The organism is Allomesorhizobium camelthorni (assembly GCF_011045125.1).
GTDB lineage: Bacteria > Pseudomonadota > Alphaproteobacteria > Rhizobiales > Rhizobiaceae > Allomesorhizobium > Allomesorhizobium camelthorni.
Genome location: NZ_JAAKZF010000024.1, coordinates 61,678 through 77,003, shown reverse-complemented (window position 1 = coordinate 77,003; position 15,326 = coordinate 61,678). Strand labels below are relative to the sequence as shown.

The following is a 15,326-nucleotide window of genomic DNA, read 5'->3' as shown; positions in this document are numbered from 1 at the left end:
GGAGGCGGTTAGTGGAGAAAGCGCCGTCGTTGAAAAGAAGATCGCGGCAAGAATACCCTGGCGTACAGACACGAGTAGAACCCCTCATTCATTTCAACAGAAACCACGCCAGCCCGCCACCTATGGAAGCTGTCGGCCGTAATGCGTTTCATACTTTGCGCCGTCGCTTCCGTCCCCGGCCGCGAAAATTCGGCAACGATGGTCCAAACCCCAAGCCAACATGGCGATGCGACAGGCGCAAGACAACAAGTATCGGTTCAGAATTCAAATGTACGGACGCGTTCAAACCCCGGCAGTGGCTTAATTGCCGCATTGAAGGCGCTGCGTCCGCTGACATCTCCTGCCGTCTTCAGATAGACGCGGGCAACGCCGGCATTGCCCTGCCCGACCACGACAACCAGCCGGCCGCCCTCCTTCAACTGATCGAAAAACGCCTGCGGCACCTCCTCCACGGAACCGCCGACAAAAATCACGTCGTAGGGCGCTTCCGAGGCATAACCTTCGCGCAGCGGCCCCTGGACCACCACGACATTGTCGTAGCCGAGTTCGGCAAGGGCGTCGGTGGCGAATTCGGCGAGCGTGGGATCGCTTTCGAGCGCGATGACGGAACTGGCGAGCCTGGACAGAACGGCCGAGCAATATCCGGTGCCGCAGCCGACATCGAGCACGAAGTCGGAAGGTTTTACCTCGGCCAGTTGCACCAGCTTGGCGAAGGGCGACGGCTCCATCAGATAGCGTGGGCCGCGATCGCCGTCTGGCGTCGCGATCTGGATGTCTTCGTCGATATAGGCGAGGCCGCGCTGCAGGGTCCGGACGAAACCTTCGCGCGGCACGGTCAGCATGGCGTCGAGCAGGGCCGGATTGGTCACGTCAGTTGTGCGGATCTGGCCGTCGACCATTTTCCGGCGCTGTTCGGAATAGTCAGTGTTCATGTCCAAACGACCCGCTGGCGGCGCATTTCAAACGCGTTTTCATTCAGGGTAGAACGGACAGCCTTCACGTGCTGAAGGCCGCGGCGGCGTTGGAGGCCTCGCCCGGAATCGAACCGGGGTGCAAGGATTTGCAGTCCTCTGCGTAACCACTCCGCCACGAGGCCTCACCGCTGCCGGCGTTCTACGATTGGCTCTGTTAACAGAGGGTATTCGGGGCGACAAGCGCCTTTGCTGATTAAAAAAATAGCCGGAGCCAGCATCCGGCGCCCGTTATTCCCGCGGGCAGCCTTATTCGCCAGGCGGCCGTTTGCGGCGCTCCCACCATACCACGCTGCGCCGGCGAAACCGTCGCACCGCCGCGAACTCGTAGGACAGAATGAGGACGCCGAGGGGCACCATCCAGAAGCCCAGCACCGGCAGGAATCCCAGAATGCCGAGAATCACCAGCAGCATGCCGATCGCGATGCGCAGCCTGCGCGATTGCGGCATCGCCAGCTCGCGCCCGAAAAGCGGTATCTTGCGGCGGGGAATATGGTGGCTGCTGATTTCGGCTCTCCGGTCAGGGCTATGTGGCTTCTGCGGCGGACGAGCCGCATTGCTGCACGGCATCATATGATGACGCTTGCGCTCCAATGCCACAGAGAGTGCGCCGAAATTCGCGCGAAAAATAGCGAATGCCGCTTTGCAAAGCCGAAATTGGTTTGCTATAGGCACCCTCGTTCACGCGAGCCTCTGTTCCCCGGTAGCTCAGTGGTAGAGCAACCGGCTGTTAACCGGTTGGTCGCTGGTTCGAATCCGGCCCGGGGAGCCAGGCTTTTCAAGCCTTTTGGCTGAACTGCCGAAGACGCCTAGCTCCCCGGGGCAACATTTGGGGCAACATCCGACAAAGTTCACGATTCTTTGCTCGGACCCGTTACGTCAACGGCCCGTTGCCCTCAGGTTGGCATCGCGCTCCAATTTCTTGACCATAATCCATCGGTCGATTTCCGGCTCCAGAAACTCGATTCGGTTCTCCCCGATCGCGATGCTGTGCGGGAACTTCCCGGCTTTCATCAACCGATAGATCTGGGCCCGGGAGTAAGATATCCCCTTGACGGCTTTCAACTCCTTCATCGTCAGCAGTCTTATCAACCTTCTGTGGCGTCGTTTCATCGCTATTCCGCGGGGTCGGTTTCGCCGCCCCGCGCTCCTGTGGCCATTCCCCGGATTCACACCGATGCGCCAATGGCCGTCCGGTTTCGGTTCCTCGCGTCCCCATGCCGGGGATCGCCGCTCGGAGGCAGCAGCCTCAGCGCGCCACCTCGTTCTCCTGAACATTGAATTTGTAGCTCCTGCCGGCGCGGACTATGACCCGCCGCATCCCGCGACTGGTTGTTTCACATCGGATCAAAATTTCGAAATAGCCGTGCCTTAGTCCGGTCACCACCTTCCGTTCCACACAATCCATCAACCCGCGGAGTTGGTCCGGTTTCTTTTCATCTTCCACTTCGATCCTCCTGGCAGAGCTCAAGGCCCCACGCCTCTAAGCGGGATCGGCACACGGGAACGGCGCTTCCTATAGCCCCGGTCCTCCCTGACAGCTTCTTCTTGGCCGGAGCGTCGCTTTCAGTGCGAGTATCGCGGACCGTTCAAAGTCGTCCATCGGATCGGCAGCGTCGCTCTGTCACGTCCTCCGTCGCTTAAGTGGCCGACACAGCATCAGCCTATCCCGATAATGCCACCTCCGCTCGAAAAATCAAGCCGGCTATGAAGTATACGTGAAGCACGATCCCAATCGGGTTAACAACGTTCGACGCATCTTGACATCATTCCCTTGGACGGAGCAATTTTCACGAGCGGTGAGCGGCCGGCCCACAACACTAACCAAATGTAAATTGACAATATTGTTGACACGGGTTTATGGATTCGCACATTATCCCAATTTACACCGGAGTGACAGCGAATCCTTGCGACCTATTTTAATCATTTGGATTTCGTGTACAAGGATTCGATGAACAATGAGAAATGAATCCGTTTCGGTAAGCACAGTAGCGCGTCAGTGCGCGCTGCGCTCACCATAAATTTATTCGGTTCGTGATCAGGCTGAACGAATTTCTCTGCGAATCCTTGGGGAGGCACATGTGCGGAAATGAGGGCCTTTCGCCAATGAACAAAGCAAATTGTTTCTGGCAGCCCGACGCCGTGGCCGGTTCCATTATCTGAATTGCCTTCTCTGATCGCGCAGGTCCATCAATCTTTGTTAGGACTGTCGAATGGTTCCGCCAAGAAATCGCTAAAAAAGCTCACGCCCGCTGTTCCAATCAAGAAATCGGTGACCCCGGAGTGGCAGTCGGCCGGCAGATTTCACTTCGCCCTGTATTCTTCAGGCGTTATCCCGAACGTTGTCTTCAAATGCCGCTTCAGGGATTTGAACTTCTTCCCATCATCGAGGCAGATTATTTATTCTCGATGGTCGCTCCTTCCTACGCGGCGACGCGTTCGGAACTCGCCAAGAAGATGGGGGCTCGGCCGCAAACCCAAGGCGCAGCGGAACCTGTAAAGCGGGCTCGCAGGAAAGCCGCCTAGTCGGCAAAAAGAAGAGGCGGGTTCATCACCCGCCTCTGCTGCGTGATTGACTTGCGCACCATTGCCCCAGGTCGACGGCAGCCCATTGAAAGGAGGCTGAACACAAAATTGCGGCCAACGCCGGCCAGGGTACGCCCAGAGCATACAGGGCTGCCCGCCGATCTTTCCGTCTCCGGTGCGGACCAGGCCCAGCGGGGCAAGAGTTGCGTCGTAGAACGCGGCCAAGAGGGAGAGATCGCGTGCCGACAGCCACATGACTGTACATGACAGCACCTCACGTCACATGAGCTTGCTGGAGATCGCGCGACAACCATTGAAGCTCCGGTAGCTGGAGCAGTGGCATCCGTCCTCGCTGGATATATGACAGCGGGCCAAGCATGTGTCGTCGGGCGCGGAACGGTGAAAGGTGGAAGCTCACATTGTCCGCAACGACCGAGCGTCCAAGAACTCGGTCACGAGTGCCCCTACGGTTCCGGGCGCATCCTCCATGACGAAATGGCCTGCATCTGGGACTGTGCACAGTTCCGAGCCCGGAATGGCAGTGTGCAGTCTTCGCGCCCATTCGAGTCGCTGCCAGCCATCGCGCTCGCCCCAGATCAGACGCACTGACAGTTCGCCCAGTTCGTGCAGACGGTCAGTCAGTTCATCCGTATGGCGCGGATCGTAATGTGCGATCTGGTGCTGGAAGAGGCTGGCCTGTCCGACCGGCCCCGTAATGATGTCGAGATAGTGGTCGAGCGGACCCTCGATCATGGCCTCCTTGTTCTCCACCGTGGACAACAGCCAGTCCCGGAAGTGGGCACGATGTCGGTCGGGTGGCGCGGCGATCAGCTTGTCCAGTCCTTCTCGCATTTGCCGCCGCGTCCGCTCCGATGGCCAGGAATCGAAGCTCACGCAGTCCAGAAGGACAAGGGACCGCACGCGCTTGCGATGCAGGACGGCCAATCGCTGCGCAACCGCACCGCCAATGTCGTGTGCAACGACATGCGCGCTTTCCAGATTCCAGAGATCCATGAGCCCCAGCAGCACCGGCACTTGCCCGGACACCGAAGTGTCGACTGCGGGGTCCTGCGGTCGCTCAGAGGCACCGTAGCCCAGTAGGTCGTAGACGTGCACCCGATAGCCCGCCTCCGTCAGCACGGGCACGATGTTGCGCCAGATGACCGACGAGGACGGCGTCCCGTGGATCAGGACCACTGATCGATCTTCCGCCTGCCGCCGTTCGCTTGCGCCGGTGCCATGCACGCCATGCGCGACGCGGTGCCCTCCGATGAGTGCGTCAGTGGGCACCAAGATGCGAGCTGAAATTTGCGTCATGATACGTCATCGTGCGTTTCGAAGGGACGGGATTTGGCGGCCAAGAGCTCTGAGGCCGCCTGTCCGGCGTGCCGAGCGGCATCCGGTCCGCGATACGCGCCGACTGCAGCCGCGCCTTCGAACAGGATCAGGATGAGCTCTACCAGTGCTGGGTCGACGTCATGGGAACCATCATGCGACGCCGCGCCGCCGTCCGCCCTCGCGGGCGGCATTTTTTCACGTTGATGGGCGATACGCGCTGCGATCTCGCCCCTCAAGCGCGCGTGGTAGGCGGCGACGCGCTCCATGATCGGTCCCTCCCTGTCGCCGAACTCTCCCAAGGCACGCAGGAACATGCAGCCTCGCCCGCCCTCGCGTTTCACCCACAGGGCCAGCCCGTCAAAGAGCGCGTTGACGCCGTCGTCTGAGAGTGAGGCGAAGAACCGATCCTCCCGAATGCGAAGCACAGCCAAGATCAACTGCTGCTTCGAGCCGTGCCGCTTGTAGAGCGTGCGCGACGACACGCCCGCTGCTCGCACCAAGGCGTCCATGCTTGCGCCGTGGAAGCCGTGCGCCTCGAACACAAGCTCGCATCGTCGCACTGTAGGGTCGGAAGAGACGGTCGGCATGCCTCTGTGTAAATCAATCGTTTTACACGTGCAAGGCTGCGTGTTTCGAACGTTGCAGCCACGTTGATACTTAGCCCCACACGCCGCTCGTGGTGCGGATCACCGCGTAAAGCCACCGGATAGAGCGGAATGCAGGCCTCCATGGAGAACCTGCCTCGACTGCAGAACTCGGTGTGCCGGGCGTCTAGGACAAATCGCGATTCCGACCAAGCGGTATGATTGCCGCACAGACCGTGCGGTCGCCACGACTAGGATTGTGCGACGGATCCGACTCGAACGCATCTCATCGAGAATTCTTATTGGCCAAAGGAGAGTAAAATGCAGACAGTAGCCTTCGCGCTTCCCTCGTTGCTCAGACAAGCCGAGGTGACCCACACCGCAATGCTTTCCTGTTTGCGCGGCGATCAAAGGAAAGCAGTGCTCCGGCCCGGGCTCGCAATTACCTGATTTCAGTTCTAGGATTTGGACGGCTACTTCGCCTTGATTGCTAGGCACCTGGACAATGGAACGCCGATTAGCCGCCATACTGGCTGCGGATGTTGTCGGCTACAGCCGCCTCATAGAGGCGGATGAGACAGCGACATTCGAGCGGCTGCGGGCGCACCGCAAGGGGCTGTTCGAGCCGGAAATCGAGAAGCATCACGGCCGCATCTTCAAGCTGATGGGCGACGGCATCCTGGCGGAGTTTGCTAGCGTGGTCGATGCCGTCGAATGCGCGGTCGTCCTCCAGCGCGGCATGGCCGAACGCAACGACGGCTTGGCCGATGTGCAGCGCATCGACATGCGCATGGGCATCAATCTCGGCGACGTTATCCTAGAGGGAGAGGACCGCCACGGCGAGGGCGTGGTAATCGCGGCCAGGCTGCAGCAGTTGGCCGAACCAGGCGGCATCGCGCTCTCGCGAACGGTTGTCGAGAACGTCAAGCACAAGCTGGCGTTCGGGTTCGAGTCGCTGGGCGAGCACCGAGTGAAAAACATCGCCGAGCCGATTTCCGTCTATCGCGTCGCTGTCGATGCGAGCGCCTCCAGTCCTATGGGATCGAAACGCCACTGGGCGAAGCTTGCACTGCAATGGCGGAAGGTCGCTACGGCCCTGTGCGTGGTCCTCGCGGCAGCTGCGGGCTGGTACGGCTACGAAAAACTTCGTTCCGAGCCCGCGGCAGTCGCTTCGACTCCGGATTCCGCGATCGGCGTTCCCATCATCGTGGTGCTGCCGTTCCAGAACCTCACTGGCGACCCTGCGCACGATAAGTTGGGCATCGGCATAACCGAGGACTTGCGCGACCTCCTATGGAACTTTCCCGAGTTTCAGGTCGTGTCCGGCATTTCGAGCGTCGGTCCAACCAGCGACCCCGCCGATATCCGCGACATTGCGAGCGGCTTTGCCGCCCAGTTCGTCATCGAAGGCACGGTGCGGCGTAGCGGCGACGGAACGGTGATAACGGCCCAGCTGATCGACGGAACGGCCGACACGCACCTTTGGTCCACACGCTTCGAACAGGCGAGCAGTGATCCCGCAGTGCTGGAGAAAGCAGCGGCGGACACATTGTCGAATTCGCTCGGCGGCATGACCGGTAAGATGCGGGAAGCATATGAACGCATCGCCTGGAGCAAGCCGGAGGCTGAGCTTACCGAATACGACTACTACGTGCGCGGACACACGCACCACATGCGCTTTACCAATGAGGAGATGCCCCAAGCCCGTGAAATCTATGCTGCAGGCTTGAAGCGCTTTCCGGATTCACCCTTGCTTCGCATCAAGATTGCGTTCACGCACCTCTACGACTCCTACCAAGTCTCTGGGCAAGAGCGCGCGGCCAACGTCGCGGAGATACAAAAGCTCGTTGCGGAGTCCGCGCGCTTTTTCAAGGCCAGGCGGCGATCGCGCTTCGAGGAGTACTACTTCCGCTGGGCGTCGACTTTCGCAGATCAGACTGGCGGCGATTTCGCCACATGCATCATAGATGCCAAAGCGACAGTGAAACTGACACCTTACGATGCTTGGGTGCGCGGCACGCTCGTACCCCCGATGGCAGAATGCGGGAACCCGGATGAGGCCGTCGCGTGGGCTAAGGAATCGATCCGCCGCGAACCGGACGGACCGTCCTTCTGGCCGGAGTACTATTACAATGGATTGGCTTGGGCCTCCTACCTCGCGGGGCACTATAACGACTGCGTGGAAGTCATCCAGGGGATGGGCCATGGTCCGTCGCAGATTCTCGCTGCCTGTTACGTCCGTCTGGGGCAGCCGCAGCAGGCGCGAGACGCGTTGGCGGCATTTCTGAAGGAACGCCGAGGCTGGGTCGCAAGCGACGAGATTCCCTTCCCGATTGCGGATGACCTGCGGCGTCGGTGGTTTGACGACATCCGCGCCGCTGGCGACTCGGACAAATAGGCCATCGGGAATTGGAGAGGAGAAGACAGAGGCTGACTGACCGTCTGTTAGCAATGTCCAACGTCTGGCGGGCTGTACTCGCTTACGTTGTGCTAAATTAAACCATACAAGGCAGCGCGTGTTCGACCGCCCACTGAACGGGCGATCTTCTGGCCGGAACGATAACTCGCGACCCCTTTCAGTCATCCGAATTTGCTCGCGCTACGGCGCAAATTTGGCGCTAAGCAGACTTCTCAACGAGCAATGCCAATGGGAACGGGGCCGGTCGTGAATGCAGCCTCGCGTCGGCAGCAGTTCCGGCTGGCTCGACACGTTTCGACGCGACGTGCCCGGGGCGGTCGTGGTAGAGATGAACCAACCCAAATGGAGGGCGACCTCATGCCCGAAACACGCCAGAACGGCGGCAGTGCTACCCGCTGGGGCCCTCTGTTTGGCGAGCGGGCACGCGATTGGGCAGAGACTTGGGAGGGTCCTAGCGGCTATGGGACGCCGCTGTACGAGCACGTACTCGATCGGGCAAGGATTGGATCGGGCACAGGGGTGCTGGATTGCGGATGCGGCGCTGGCCGCTTTGCGCGCATGGCCGCGGATCGCGGCGCGAGGGTGGCCGGCATCGACGCGGCTGAGGGGCTCATCGCGATCGCCGCTGAGCGTACGCCGTCGGGTGATTTTCGCGTGGGCGACATCGAGGCGTTGCCGTGGCCCGATGATTCCTTCGACGTGGTGACAGGATTTAACGCCTTCCAGTTCGCCGACGACAAGGCACGAGCTCTCGCCGAGGCACGCCGGGTTTCACATGGTCCAGTCGCGGTGGTGATCCCGACCAAGGTATCCGAGTCGGGCATTGCTTTGGTGTTCAAGCCGTTGTTTCCCCTTTTTCCGCCGGAGGCACTGGAGAGCATGAAGCAGAGCGGCATGTTCGCGCTATCGGAACCGGGGAAGCTCGACCAGACGCTCGGTGCGGCTGGCCTGACGGCCCTTGACGACAACGAAATCGAGATGTCGATCGTCTTCGATGACTCCGATGCCGCCGAACGCGCCTTTGTAGGAGCCGGACCGACCGCGCCTGCAATCCGGAACTCGGGAGAGCAGGCCGTCGCACAGGCGGTGCGCGACGCGCTGCGTCCTTTCATCGGCAAGGACGGTCGCGTCTCGCTCCCCGCCTGGTATCGGGTGGTGCTCGCGCGGGCCTGATCTGGATGGCGATGAAACGGTTGTGCGATGCACCTCTGCACAGGTCCGCTTATGGCGCACCCACGTCCTTGCCGGATGCGAAGGATTGAGCCAGAGCGGTCACTCCCGGGGGGCCGCGCCAAGGCCTTGGAGGGAAGCTGCCTCGACGCCAGCCCGCAATTCACTGACCACCGGTATTGCCCGCCGCATCGGAGTTCGCCGATGAGCAGCGCGGCAGCGTCTTCGTTCAAGCCGGCCTGTCCGCGGCGAGGCTGCTGATGAAGGCCTCTAGGACGTTGCAGAACTCGGCCGTGGCCGTAAATAGGGGCAAGTGGCCCTTGCCGTTGAAGACGTGCAGCGTTGCGTCCGGAAGCAATGATACAGTCTGCTCTGCAGCCGCGAATGAGACCAGCCGATCCTCTGCGCCATGCGTCACTAGCGTCGGCGCGTGCACGGCAGGGAGAATTCCTGTCACGTCGCCGTCCGTGGCGTCTAGGAAGAAGCTAAGGAGTGTCTCCTTCGGTAGCTTGAGCCTGGATCGAACGACGGAGTCCAACATTTCGTGCATTTCGGGCTCTGAGAAGATCTGGCCTACGTGAAGCCGTAGCATGGGCTCGACCTCTCCGTTGCGTCTCATCTCTGCTTGAAGCGCGATCCAGTCGTCTGAGAAATGTTCCTGGCCCTGGCCGGCCGGAGGCGCGCCGATGGTAACGATTCCACTAAAAAGCCCTGGCGCTTGATGTGCCACTCGAAACAGAACGTTGGCTCCCATGGAGATACCGACGCCGATCAGCCTCGTAGCCCCAAGCTCGCGTATCACGGCGAGCGCATCGTTCGCATGTTCGGCGATCGTGTAGGGCCTGTGCAGGCCAGCCGAGCGACCGGACCCTCGCGGATCCACGGTGACAACCCTGAAGTTGTCGCAGAGGCGCTCGAGGATAGGCTGGAACATGGCCAATCCGACCGCCTGTGTGCTGACAAAGAGCAACGTCGTGTCCCCCCGCACCGTGCTCGTAAAAGGCGATGGGCGCTGAGTCTCGCTTTGTCATTCTGCAGTGGTGGCGCTTTTTCTCGATGCGTTGGCGGACCTCGGGATCTGAGGCCTCGAATATTGCCTGGCGGTAATGATCGTCGGCCGCGGCGATGTCCTCGGCAAGGCTCGCGAGATCCCCAAGCATGACGAAAGCATCAGTGCGGATGTGGCGAAGTTCAGGCGTCACTTCCGCACCTCCGGCGAGAGATCGCGACGTGGCGAGACAAGCCGCCAGATGGGACGCGGCCTCGCGAGTCGCGAACGTAGCTTTCGCCTGACGGGCGGCCTCGAGCCAAAGAGCCGCCGCCCGATTGGTCTCTCCGGCCTCGGCGTAGTGTCGGGCCAGCCACTCAGGTCCATAAGCGCGGAACTCGGATGTGCGCGCTTCGGCGAGGTAGGCGATGCGGGCATGCAGCGACCGACGGCGGCTCTTGAGCAGGGAGGCGTAAGCCGCTTCCTGAATGAGAGCGTGGCGGAATCTATACGTCGCCGACGGACCGGCACCTTCGCGGACAACCAGACCGCTTGCCACCGCGCGCTCCAGGGCCTCGTCGGCAAAGCTGCTCTCGCCCCGCAATACTGCAATCGCCAGCTCGCGGGAGAATTCCCGACCGATGGCGGAACCGACCTGCAAGACCTCCTTTGCGGAGCCCAGGCGATCCAGTCTGGCCGACAGCAGGCCGCTCAGAGTGCTCGGAATCTCCTTGTGAGATAACCACGACATCTCGGAAAGGTCTGACTCGGCTTCATCCAGAGGCCCCGTCTCAAGCACCGCCCTGGCCAACTCCTCAATGAAGAGGGGAACTCCATCCGCTCGGGAGACGATGCGCTGGATCGCCGCGGGCTGCAGGCGTCCCGGATCTGCTGTCCGCTCAGCAAGTGTCGCGGCATCGCGCCGGTTGAGACGATCGACCGTCAGGGAAAGGGTGTGCGGGAGGTCACTCCAAACCGCCGTGAACTTCGGCCGATGGCTGACAATCATCAGGACCGGGAGAGAGGCTGCCCTTTCCGCCAATGCAGCGAGCAGCTCGAGCGAAGTTGGGTCCGCCCAGTGAACATCCTCAAAGACGAGCAGGAGCTGCCCACAAAGTGCCAAGGCCTCGACCTGTGTCGTCAGGATCGCCAGCGTCTTCGCTTTGACCTGCTGCGGCGTGAGGTCCGGGGAAAGCGCGCCCTCTGCGGGCAAGGCGAGAAGCGTCGCGAGAAATGGCGCGGCGGCCTTGGCACTGGTTCCCAACCGCCGCGTGAGCAGGGCATTCAGTTTTTGGCGCTGTGCCGCGGCCCCATCTTCGCGGCGGAATCCGGCGGTCCGCGCGAGTTCGCTGGCGAAAGGATGGAGCGCGGTCTGGGCGTGGAGCGGGGAACCCTGATATTCCAAGCGGGCGTGAGGCGTGGCGTCGAGCCGGGATTTAAGCGCTTCGACCAGTCGCGACTTGCCGATCCCGGGCTCGCCGATAAGCAGGACGACCTGCCCTTGCCCGTCGGCGATTCCGGCCCACGCGTCGAGAAGTATGGCGAACTCGCGTTCACGTCCGATCAGTGGCGCGACCTCCTGCCCGTGCAACGCACCGAAGCGGCTCTCCATACCGCCACTGCCCACGATGGCGTAAGCGCGGACTGAGGCGTTGTAGCCCTTGAGCACCAAGCCGTCTCGCTCGGAAAAGGCAAAGAGCTGGCCCAAGAGACGCCGCGTACCCTCAGCGACAAGCACCTCCCCGGGCCTTGCGCATGCCTGAAGCCGAGCTGCAAGGTTTGGGGTATCGCCGGTAACGGAATGCTCCTGCGATGGCCCTGACCCCACCAAGTCGCCGACGACGACCAAGCCGGTGGCAATGCCGACGCGCGCCGCCAAACAGCTACCTTGAGGTGCCGGGAGCCCGCCAAGCGCGCGGGTCACAGCGAGGCCGGCACGCACCGCCCGCTCGGCGTCATCTTCATGCGCATGCGGCCAGCCGAAATAGGCCAGCACGCCGTCGCCCATGAATTTGGCAATGTGGCCCCCAAAGCGGGTAATCTCACCTGTGCAGCAATTTTGATACCCTCGGGGCCAGATGCTGGCGGATGGCGGACAGGTCGACGAAGCGGGCGATCGCTCTGAGCAGGTGATCCGACGGCACATGCCGCTCCAGGCTGAAGCCGTAGAACAACTCCTCCTGCACCACACTTTGCTCGCCCATCATCGACTCAATCTCCTCTTACAACGAAGATTGAATCAGTGCCTCAGGACTGCTGCAACCCGGAGTTTTTCAACACTATCGACCCGTTGCAGTCATTGGTGCCGGACGCGATGAAGAGCTTGAAACCCCGAAGCCGACACGTGCCAACACCGCCGCTCCAACCGTCGTTGGATTGTGGTACGGTACTACTCTAGTATTCGGCCTACCACGCTTGGCGAGGACAGATATCCATCAATCCCATGACGGTTCCGAGTACCATTCTGGATGTCAGATATATTCGAGACTTCCGGATCGACGCGGAAGTTTTCGCTGTCGAGTGGATAAAGCGCGACCGGGTCTCGATCGTCGTAGAAGTTGTTCCAGCTCGAAACCCCTTGCGGAAAAGCTATTGGAGTGAGCCGCTTGCTAACGGTTCGTAGCCCGAGCGGACTTCCCAATGTGACGAAAAGCGGTACGTTGAAGCGATTGCTTCTAAGAACATCATAAGCAACAACCGTACCAAGAGAATGGGCGACGACAATTGTCGGGCGGTCGTCCAGATGCTTAAGAATGATATTGTTGATATCATTTCGTACGGGTTTCCTGTTCAGATATAGGAACGCGTCCCGCGTGAACGTGTCGAGGGTGAATTGGGCGAGGCGGTCGTTGCGCGCCTCAAGCGTCCTGAGAACCGCCTGTACCCATTCCCAGTTCAACGGGCCCTTCTCGCCCGGCGCGCCCTGATATTCCGCCCCCACCTCAGACAGCGGAATTTTTTCCTTGACCAGCAGTTCCTCGGCCAGTTCGAGCTGGAATCGAAGGTAGTCGTCCTGGTGCGAATTGCCCTTGGAGACGATGCTGGTGGTTGGCTTAACGCTGTATCTCTCGATCCATTCACCGAGCTTGGCACCGTAGTATGGGAAAACGAATTCGACATCTTGCGGGACGTGGAGCCCGGCCGCGGCTGCCCCGGATTTAAGCGCGGCCAGCCACTGCTGCCCGATTTCCTCGGCCGACCGGTCGGGCTGGCAACAGCCGTGGATCATTACGATGCGGACGCCATTCGTAGCGGAGGCATGCCGGCCCAAGCCGGAGAGAGCCAGTGCGGCTCCTGAAAATGACGAGATGAAAGCGCGCCTGTCGAAGTTGGCCATACGTTTCGCTCCGCAAGGTATGTGACGGGCTGAGCCAGTCCCTCAAATTTCTCCAGATCTGAGAGCGTCCATGAGAATTTCGATGCCGGGCTGGTCAAAGGAAGTCCAGACGCTGTTTCTCAGATAGGGACCGGCCCGGTTTACGGCCTCGGGCAGTCCGACGCCTTTGACTCGGAGGAATTCCCACCCGTTCCTGAGCATGGGGCAGAACGGCACTACACCGGCAAGCAGCTCGGCCCCTTCCGCCCTGGTCGGCTGCGCGAGAAGGACGTTGTCGAAGATCCGCGCAATTAAGTTCCCCCGTGTCTGAATTTCAAGGATCTCGCGAACTTCCTCCTGGATGCCTGCTTGCGCGTAAGCATAGGCAGCATAGATCCCGAGTGTCGGGTCCGAAAACTTCAAATACCTGATCTGATCGGCGAAACTTTCGGCGTCCCCTGATGCCTCGGCCAAAGAGTTGTCGATCCCGAACACCCCATTCCTGAGTGCAAGGGTCAGCAAGGACCGCAAATCCCTCAGTCTGTCCCCTTGTGCTTGGAACTCGTAATGTGCGTCGGAACCGGGGATCGGTTCGTAGGCGATCATGTCGACACCGGACTCATCCGCGAAAACGTGGGCGATGTAGCCCCGCAGCAGCGCCAGCACGCATCCGCTCCCGTTCGCAAACGATAGGATCGCGGTTTCACCCGTCTCAGCGGCTTCGGCACCAAAAATGCTCACTTCATAGACGCCTTCGCCATCTCTACCTTCTCGTCGCCGGCCGAGAGAATGGACTTCCGTCGATCCCGCGACGTCAGCGACGAGACCGTTATAGATGGCGATGCCGGCACTGGCCGCGCCCAAGTCCAGATCGCGCATGGGGGTGATTTTCTGCTGCTGCTCCTGGAGACGATGTATCCGCTGCTCGAGATTGGCCTCGTACTCGTCGGTTCTAGGCAAGCTCTTCGTCGTGGTGACAGGCAGCCCGGTTTGCGCGAAGACCTGCGCGAAGACCTGCTGATCGGAAGGCGTGCGCTGAAGCCAGCCTGTGTCCGTCTCGATCATGGTGTCCGTCTCGTTCATGATCGTGTCAAGACTGTACGGCCCGGCAATGTAAACGTTGGCACTCGACGCAGTGGATATGAAGGGCGAGACATCCTCGTAGAGACCAAGGGCGACAGTCAGCCTCTCGGTCTCGGAATAGAGGAACTCCTTCAGCATCTCGTTGGGGATGACGGACCGCCCATCGATGTCCGAGAGGATCCAATCGGGCGGGTCCGTGAAGGCGTTGAGCATGGCCTTCGAGAAGATGCTCTCGAACTTCTGGGCCGCGACCTCAACTTCGTAGGCGGGCTTCGCCCATCGCGAGGAGTAGAACCAGTCGATGTCGACCCGCGAGTTGCGGTCATTGGTGGGCAGTAGGCCCGATCCCTTGATCAGTTGCTGACCATAGTCGTTCGCAGGGGAACGGCATGCGTCCGAGACGATGACGACGTTCCTAATGCCCGAAGTATAGGCCAGTTGTTCTAGGCTTCTGACGTGGATTGCCTGGTCCGAATCGCTCAAAGCGTTAGGCAGAAGCCACACGTCCCCCTCCTGGGGCGACCAGAGTCCGTGACCTGTGAAGTAGATGACGAGTTGGGTCAGGGTCAAGGTCGTCGGATCGGCGATCGTCGAAACGCTGGTCTTGATTGCGTGCAGCAGATTACGACGCTCATCCCCGGATATACCTTGGTCGATGTGCAGGCGCACATCGTAGCCTTCGTGTGTGAGCAAATTCGAGAACATTTTGGCTTGAGGGATGGCGGAGAAGAGCGACGGAAGACCCGACGTATCTTGGACGCCAATCACAATCGCAGCATGTGTCCGCGGTTCCGGTCGCGCAAAACCTTGGGCCCACGGAAACCCGGAAAGAAAAACGGCGGTGCCGCCAAGGAAAGTCCGCCTTCTCACAATGACGATCCCCCAAGACCAGCAGCAAGGCAAAGCATCACTGCGTAATGCAGCGAGCATA

12 protein-coding genes, 2 tRNA genes and 3 pseudogenes are annotated in these 15,326 nt (G+C 60.6%); 4 read left to right on the top strand and 13 right to left on the bottom strand.

The window, feature by feature from the left end; translation table 11 throughout:
* Positions 1 to 257 precede the first annotated feature (257 nt).
* The 3 genes from G6N73_RS17625 to G6N73_RS17615 all read right to left on the bottom strand — a co-directional run bounded on the left by G6N73_RS17625 (position 258) and on the right by G6N73_RS17615 (position 1,541).
* The gene (locus G6N73_RS17625) at positions 258 to 932 is read right to left on the bottom strand and encodes a protein-L-isoaspartate O-methyltransferase family protein (protein ID WP_165029860.1); all 675 of its coding nucleotides are present in this window, start codon (positions 930 to 932) and stop codon (positions 258 to 260) included.
* A gap of 90 nt (positions 933 to 1,022) precedes the next feature.
* A tRNA-Cys gene (locus G6N73_RS17620) sits at positions 1,023 to 1,096 on the bottom strand.
* A 124-nt stretch (positions 1,097 to 1,220) separates the two neighbouring features.
* Entirely contained in the window at positions 1,221 to 1,541 is a 321-nt protein-coding gene (locus G6N73_RS17615; RefSeq protein ID WP_425484103.1) for a PGPGW domain-containing protein, read from the bottom strand.
* Positions 1,542 to 1,668: 127 nt separating this feature from the next.
* On the opposite strand from G6N73_RS17615, the gene G6N73_RS17610 reads away from it, so the two are divergent.
* Positions 1,669 to 1,743 (top strand) — tRNA-Asn (locus tag G6N73_RS17610).
* Between the two features lie 107 nt (positions 1,744 to 1,850).
* On the opposite strand, the gene G6N73_RS17605 is transcribed toward G6N73_RS17610, so the two are convergent.
* Both G6N73_RS17605 and G6N73_RS17600 read right to left on the bottom strand, forming a co-directional pair.
* Positions 1,851 to 2,084: a helix-turn-helix transcriptional regulator gene (locus tag G6N73_RS17605; protein ID WP_206078918.1), complete on the bottom strand. Its 234-nt coding sequence runs from the start codon at positions 2,082 to 2,084 to the stop codon at positions 1,851 to 1,853.
* 136 nt (positions 2,085 to 2,220) lie between these two features.
* Positions 2,221 to 2,418, bottom strand: coding sequence for a hypothetical protein (locus G6N73_RS17600; protein WP_165029858.1), 198 nt, complete (start codon positions 2,416 to 2,418; stop codon positions 2,221 to 2,223).
* A gap of 672 nt (positions 2,419 to 3,090) precedes the next feature.
* Here G6N73_RS17600 and G6N73_RS38600 point away from each other — a divergent pair.
* Positions 3,091 to 3,243: pseudogene (locus G6N73_RS38600) on the top strand (MucR family transcriptional regulator); the annotation flags it as partial.
* Positions 3,244 to 3,278: 35 nt separating this feature from the next.
* Here G6N73_RS38600 and G6N73_RS17590 read toward each other — a convergent pair.
* The 3 genes and pseudogenes from G6N73_RS17590 to G6N73_RS17580 all read right to left on the bottom strand — a co-directional run.
* Positions 3,279 to 3,371 (bottom strand): annotated as a pseudogene (locus G6N73_RS17590) (MucR family transcriptional regulator); the annotation flags it as partial.
* Between the two features lie 540 nt (positions 3,372 to 3,911).
* Positions 3,912 to 4,814: an alpha/beta fold hydrolase gene (locus G6N73_RS17585; RefSeq protein ID WP_165029856.1), complete on the bottom strand. Its 903-nt coding sequence runs from the start codon at positions 4,812 to 4,814 to the stop codon at positions 3,912 to 3,914.
* Entirely contained in the window at positions 4,811 to 5,377 is a 567-nt protein-coding gene (locus G6N73_RS17580; protein WP_206078917.1) for a TetR family transcriptional regulator, read from the bottom strand. The genes G6N73_RS17585 and G6N73_RS17580 overlap by 4 nt, the downstream gene beginning before the upstream one ends.
* A gap of 547 nt (positions 5,378 to 5,924) precedes the next feature.
* On the opposite strand from G6N73_RS17580, the gene G6N73_RS17575 reads away from it, so the two are divergent.
* Together G6N73_RS17575 and G6N73_RS17570 are read left to right on the top strand one after the other, a co-directional pair.
* Positions 5,925 to 7,817: an adenylate/guanylate cyclase domain-containing protein gene (locus G6N73_RS17575; RefSeq protein WP_165029852.1), complete on the top strand. Its 1,893-nt coding sequence runs from the start codon at positions 5,925 to 5,927 to the stop codon at positions 7,815 to 7,817.
* 243 nt (positions 7,818 to 8,060) lie between these two features.
* Positions 8,061 to 9,011: a methyltransferase domain-containing protein gene (locus G6N73_RS17570; protein ID WP_343044657.1), complete on the top strand. Its 951-nt coding sequence runs from the start codon at positions 8,061 to 8,063 to the stop codon at positions 9,009 to 9,011.
* Positions 9,012 to 9,237: 226 nt separating this feature from the next.
* Here the strand turns inward: G6N73_RS17570 and G6N73_RS36960 are convergent, their stop codons facing one another.
* The 5 genes and pseudogenes from G6N73_RS36960 to G6N73_RS17545 all read right to left on the bottom strand — a co-directional run bounded on the left by G6N73_RS36960 (position 9,238) and on the right by G6N73_RS17545 (position 15,325).
* A complete protein-coding gene (locus G6N73_RS36960) occupies positions 9,238 to 9,942 on the bottom strand; it encodes an alpha/beta fold hydrolase (protein WP_165029848.1) in 705 nt (234 codons plus the stop codon).
* Positions 9,943 to 11,008: 1,066 nt separating this feature from the next.
* A pseudogene (locus G6N73_RS36955) lies at positions 11,009 to 12,004 on the bottom strand (adenylate/guanylate cyclase domain-containing protein); the annotation flags it as partial.
* Positions 12,005 to 12,038: 34 nt separating this feature from the next.
* Positions 12,039 to 12,203: a hypothetical protein gene (locus G6N73_RS17555; protein WP_425484105.1), complete on the bottom strand. Its 165-nt coding sequence runs from the start codon at positions 12,201 to 12,203 to the stop codon at positions 12,039 to 12,041.
* Between the two features lie 182 nt (positions 12,204 to 12,385).
* On the bottom strand, positions 12,386 to 13,333 hold the full coding sequence (locus G6N73_RS17550) for a hypothetical protein (RefSeq protein WP_165029844.1): 948 nt from the start codon (positions 13,331 to 13,333) through the stop codon (positions 12,386 to 12,388).
* A gap of 42 nt (positions 13,334 to 13,375) precedes the next feature.
* Positions 13,376 to 15,325 (bottom strand): caspase family protein, encoded by a 1,950-nt coding sequence (locus tag G6N73_RS17545; RefSeq protein WP_165029842.1) that lies wholly within the window; start codon positions 15,323 to 15,325, stop codon positions 13,376 to 13,378.
* Between the last annotated feature and the right edge of the window lies 1 nt (position 15,326).

Bases quoted from the DNA above. Each gene is read 5' to 3' on its own strand.
- G6N73_RS17575 (WP_165029852.1), top strand. From the start codon at position 5,925: ATGGAACGCCGATTAGCCGCCATACTGGCTGCGGATGTTGTCGGCTAC.
- G6N73_RS17545 (WP_165029842.1), bottom strand. From the start codon at position 15,325: ATGCTCGCTGCATTACGCAGTGATGCTTTGCCTTGCTGCTGGTCTTGG.
- G6N73_RS36960 (WP_165029848.1), bottom strand. From the start codon at position 9,942: ATGTTCCAGCCTATCCTCGAGCGCCTCTGCGACAACTTCAGGGTTGTC.
- G6N73_RS17625 (WP_165029860.1), bottom strand. From the start codon at position 932: ATGAACACTGACTATTCCGAACAGCGCCGGAAAATGGTCGACGGCCAG.
- G6N73_RS17605 (WP_206078918.1), bottom strand. From the start codon at position 2,084: ATGAAACGACGCCACAGAAGGTTGATAAGACTGCTGACGATGAAGGAG.
- G6N73_RS17570 (WP_343044657.1), top strand. From the start codon at position 8,061: ATGCCAATGGGAACGGGGCCGGTCGTGAATGCAGCCTCGCGTCGGCAG.
- G6N73_RS17555 (WP_425484105.1), bottom strand. From the start codon at position 12,203: ATGATGGGCGAGCAAAGTGTGGTGCAGGAGGAGTTGTTCTACGGCTTC.
- G6N73_RS17615 (WP_425484103.1), bottom strand. From the start codon at position 1,541: ATGCCGTGCAGCAATGCGGCTCGTCCGCCGCAGAAGCCACATAGCCCT.
- G6N73_RS17585 (WP_165029856.1), bottom strand. From the start codon at position 4,814: ATGACGCAAATTTCAGCTCGCATCTTGGTGCCCACTGACGCACTCATC.
- G6N73_RS17550 (WP_165029844.1), bottom strand. From the start codon at position 13,333: ATGGCCAACTTCGACAGGCGCGCTTTCATCTCGTCATTTTCAGGAGCC.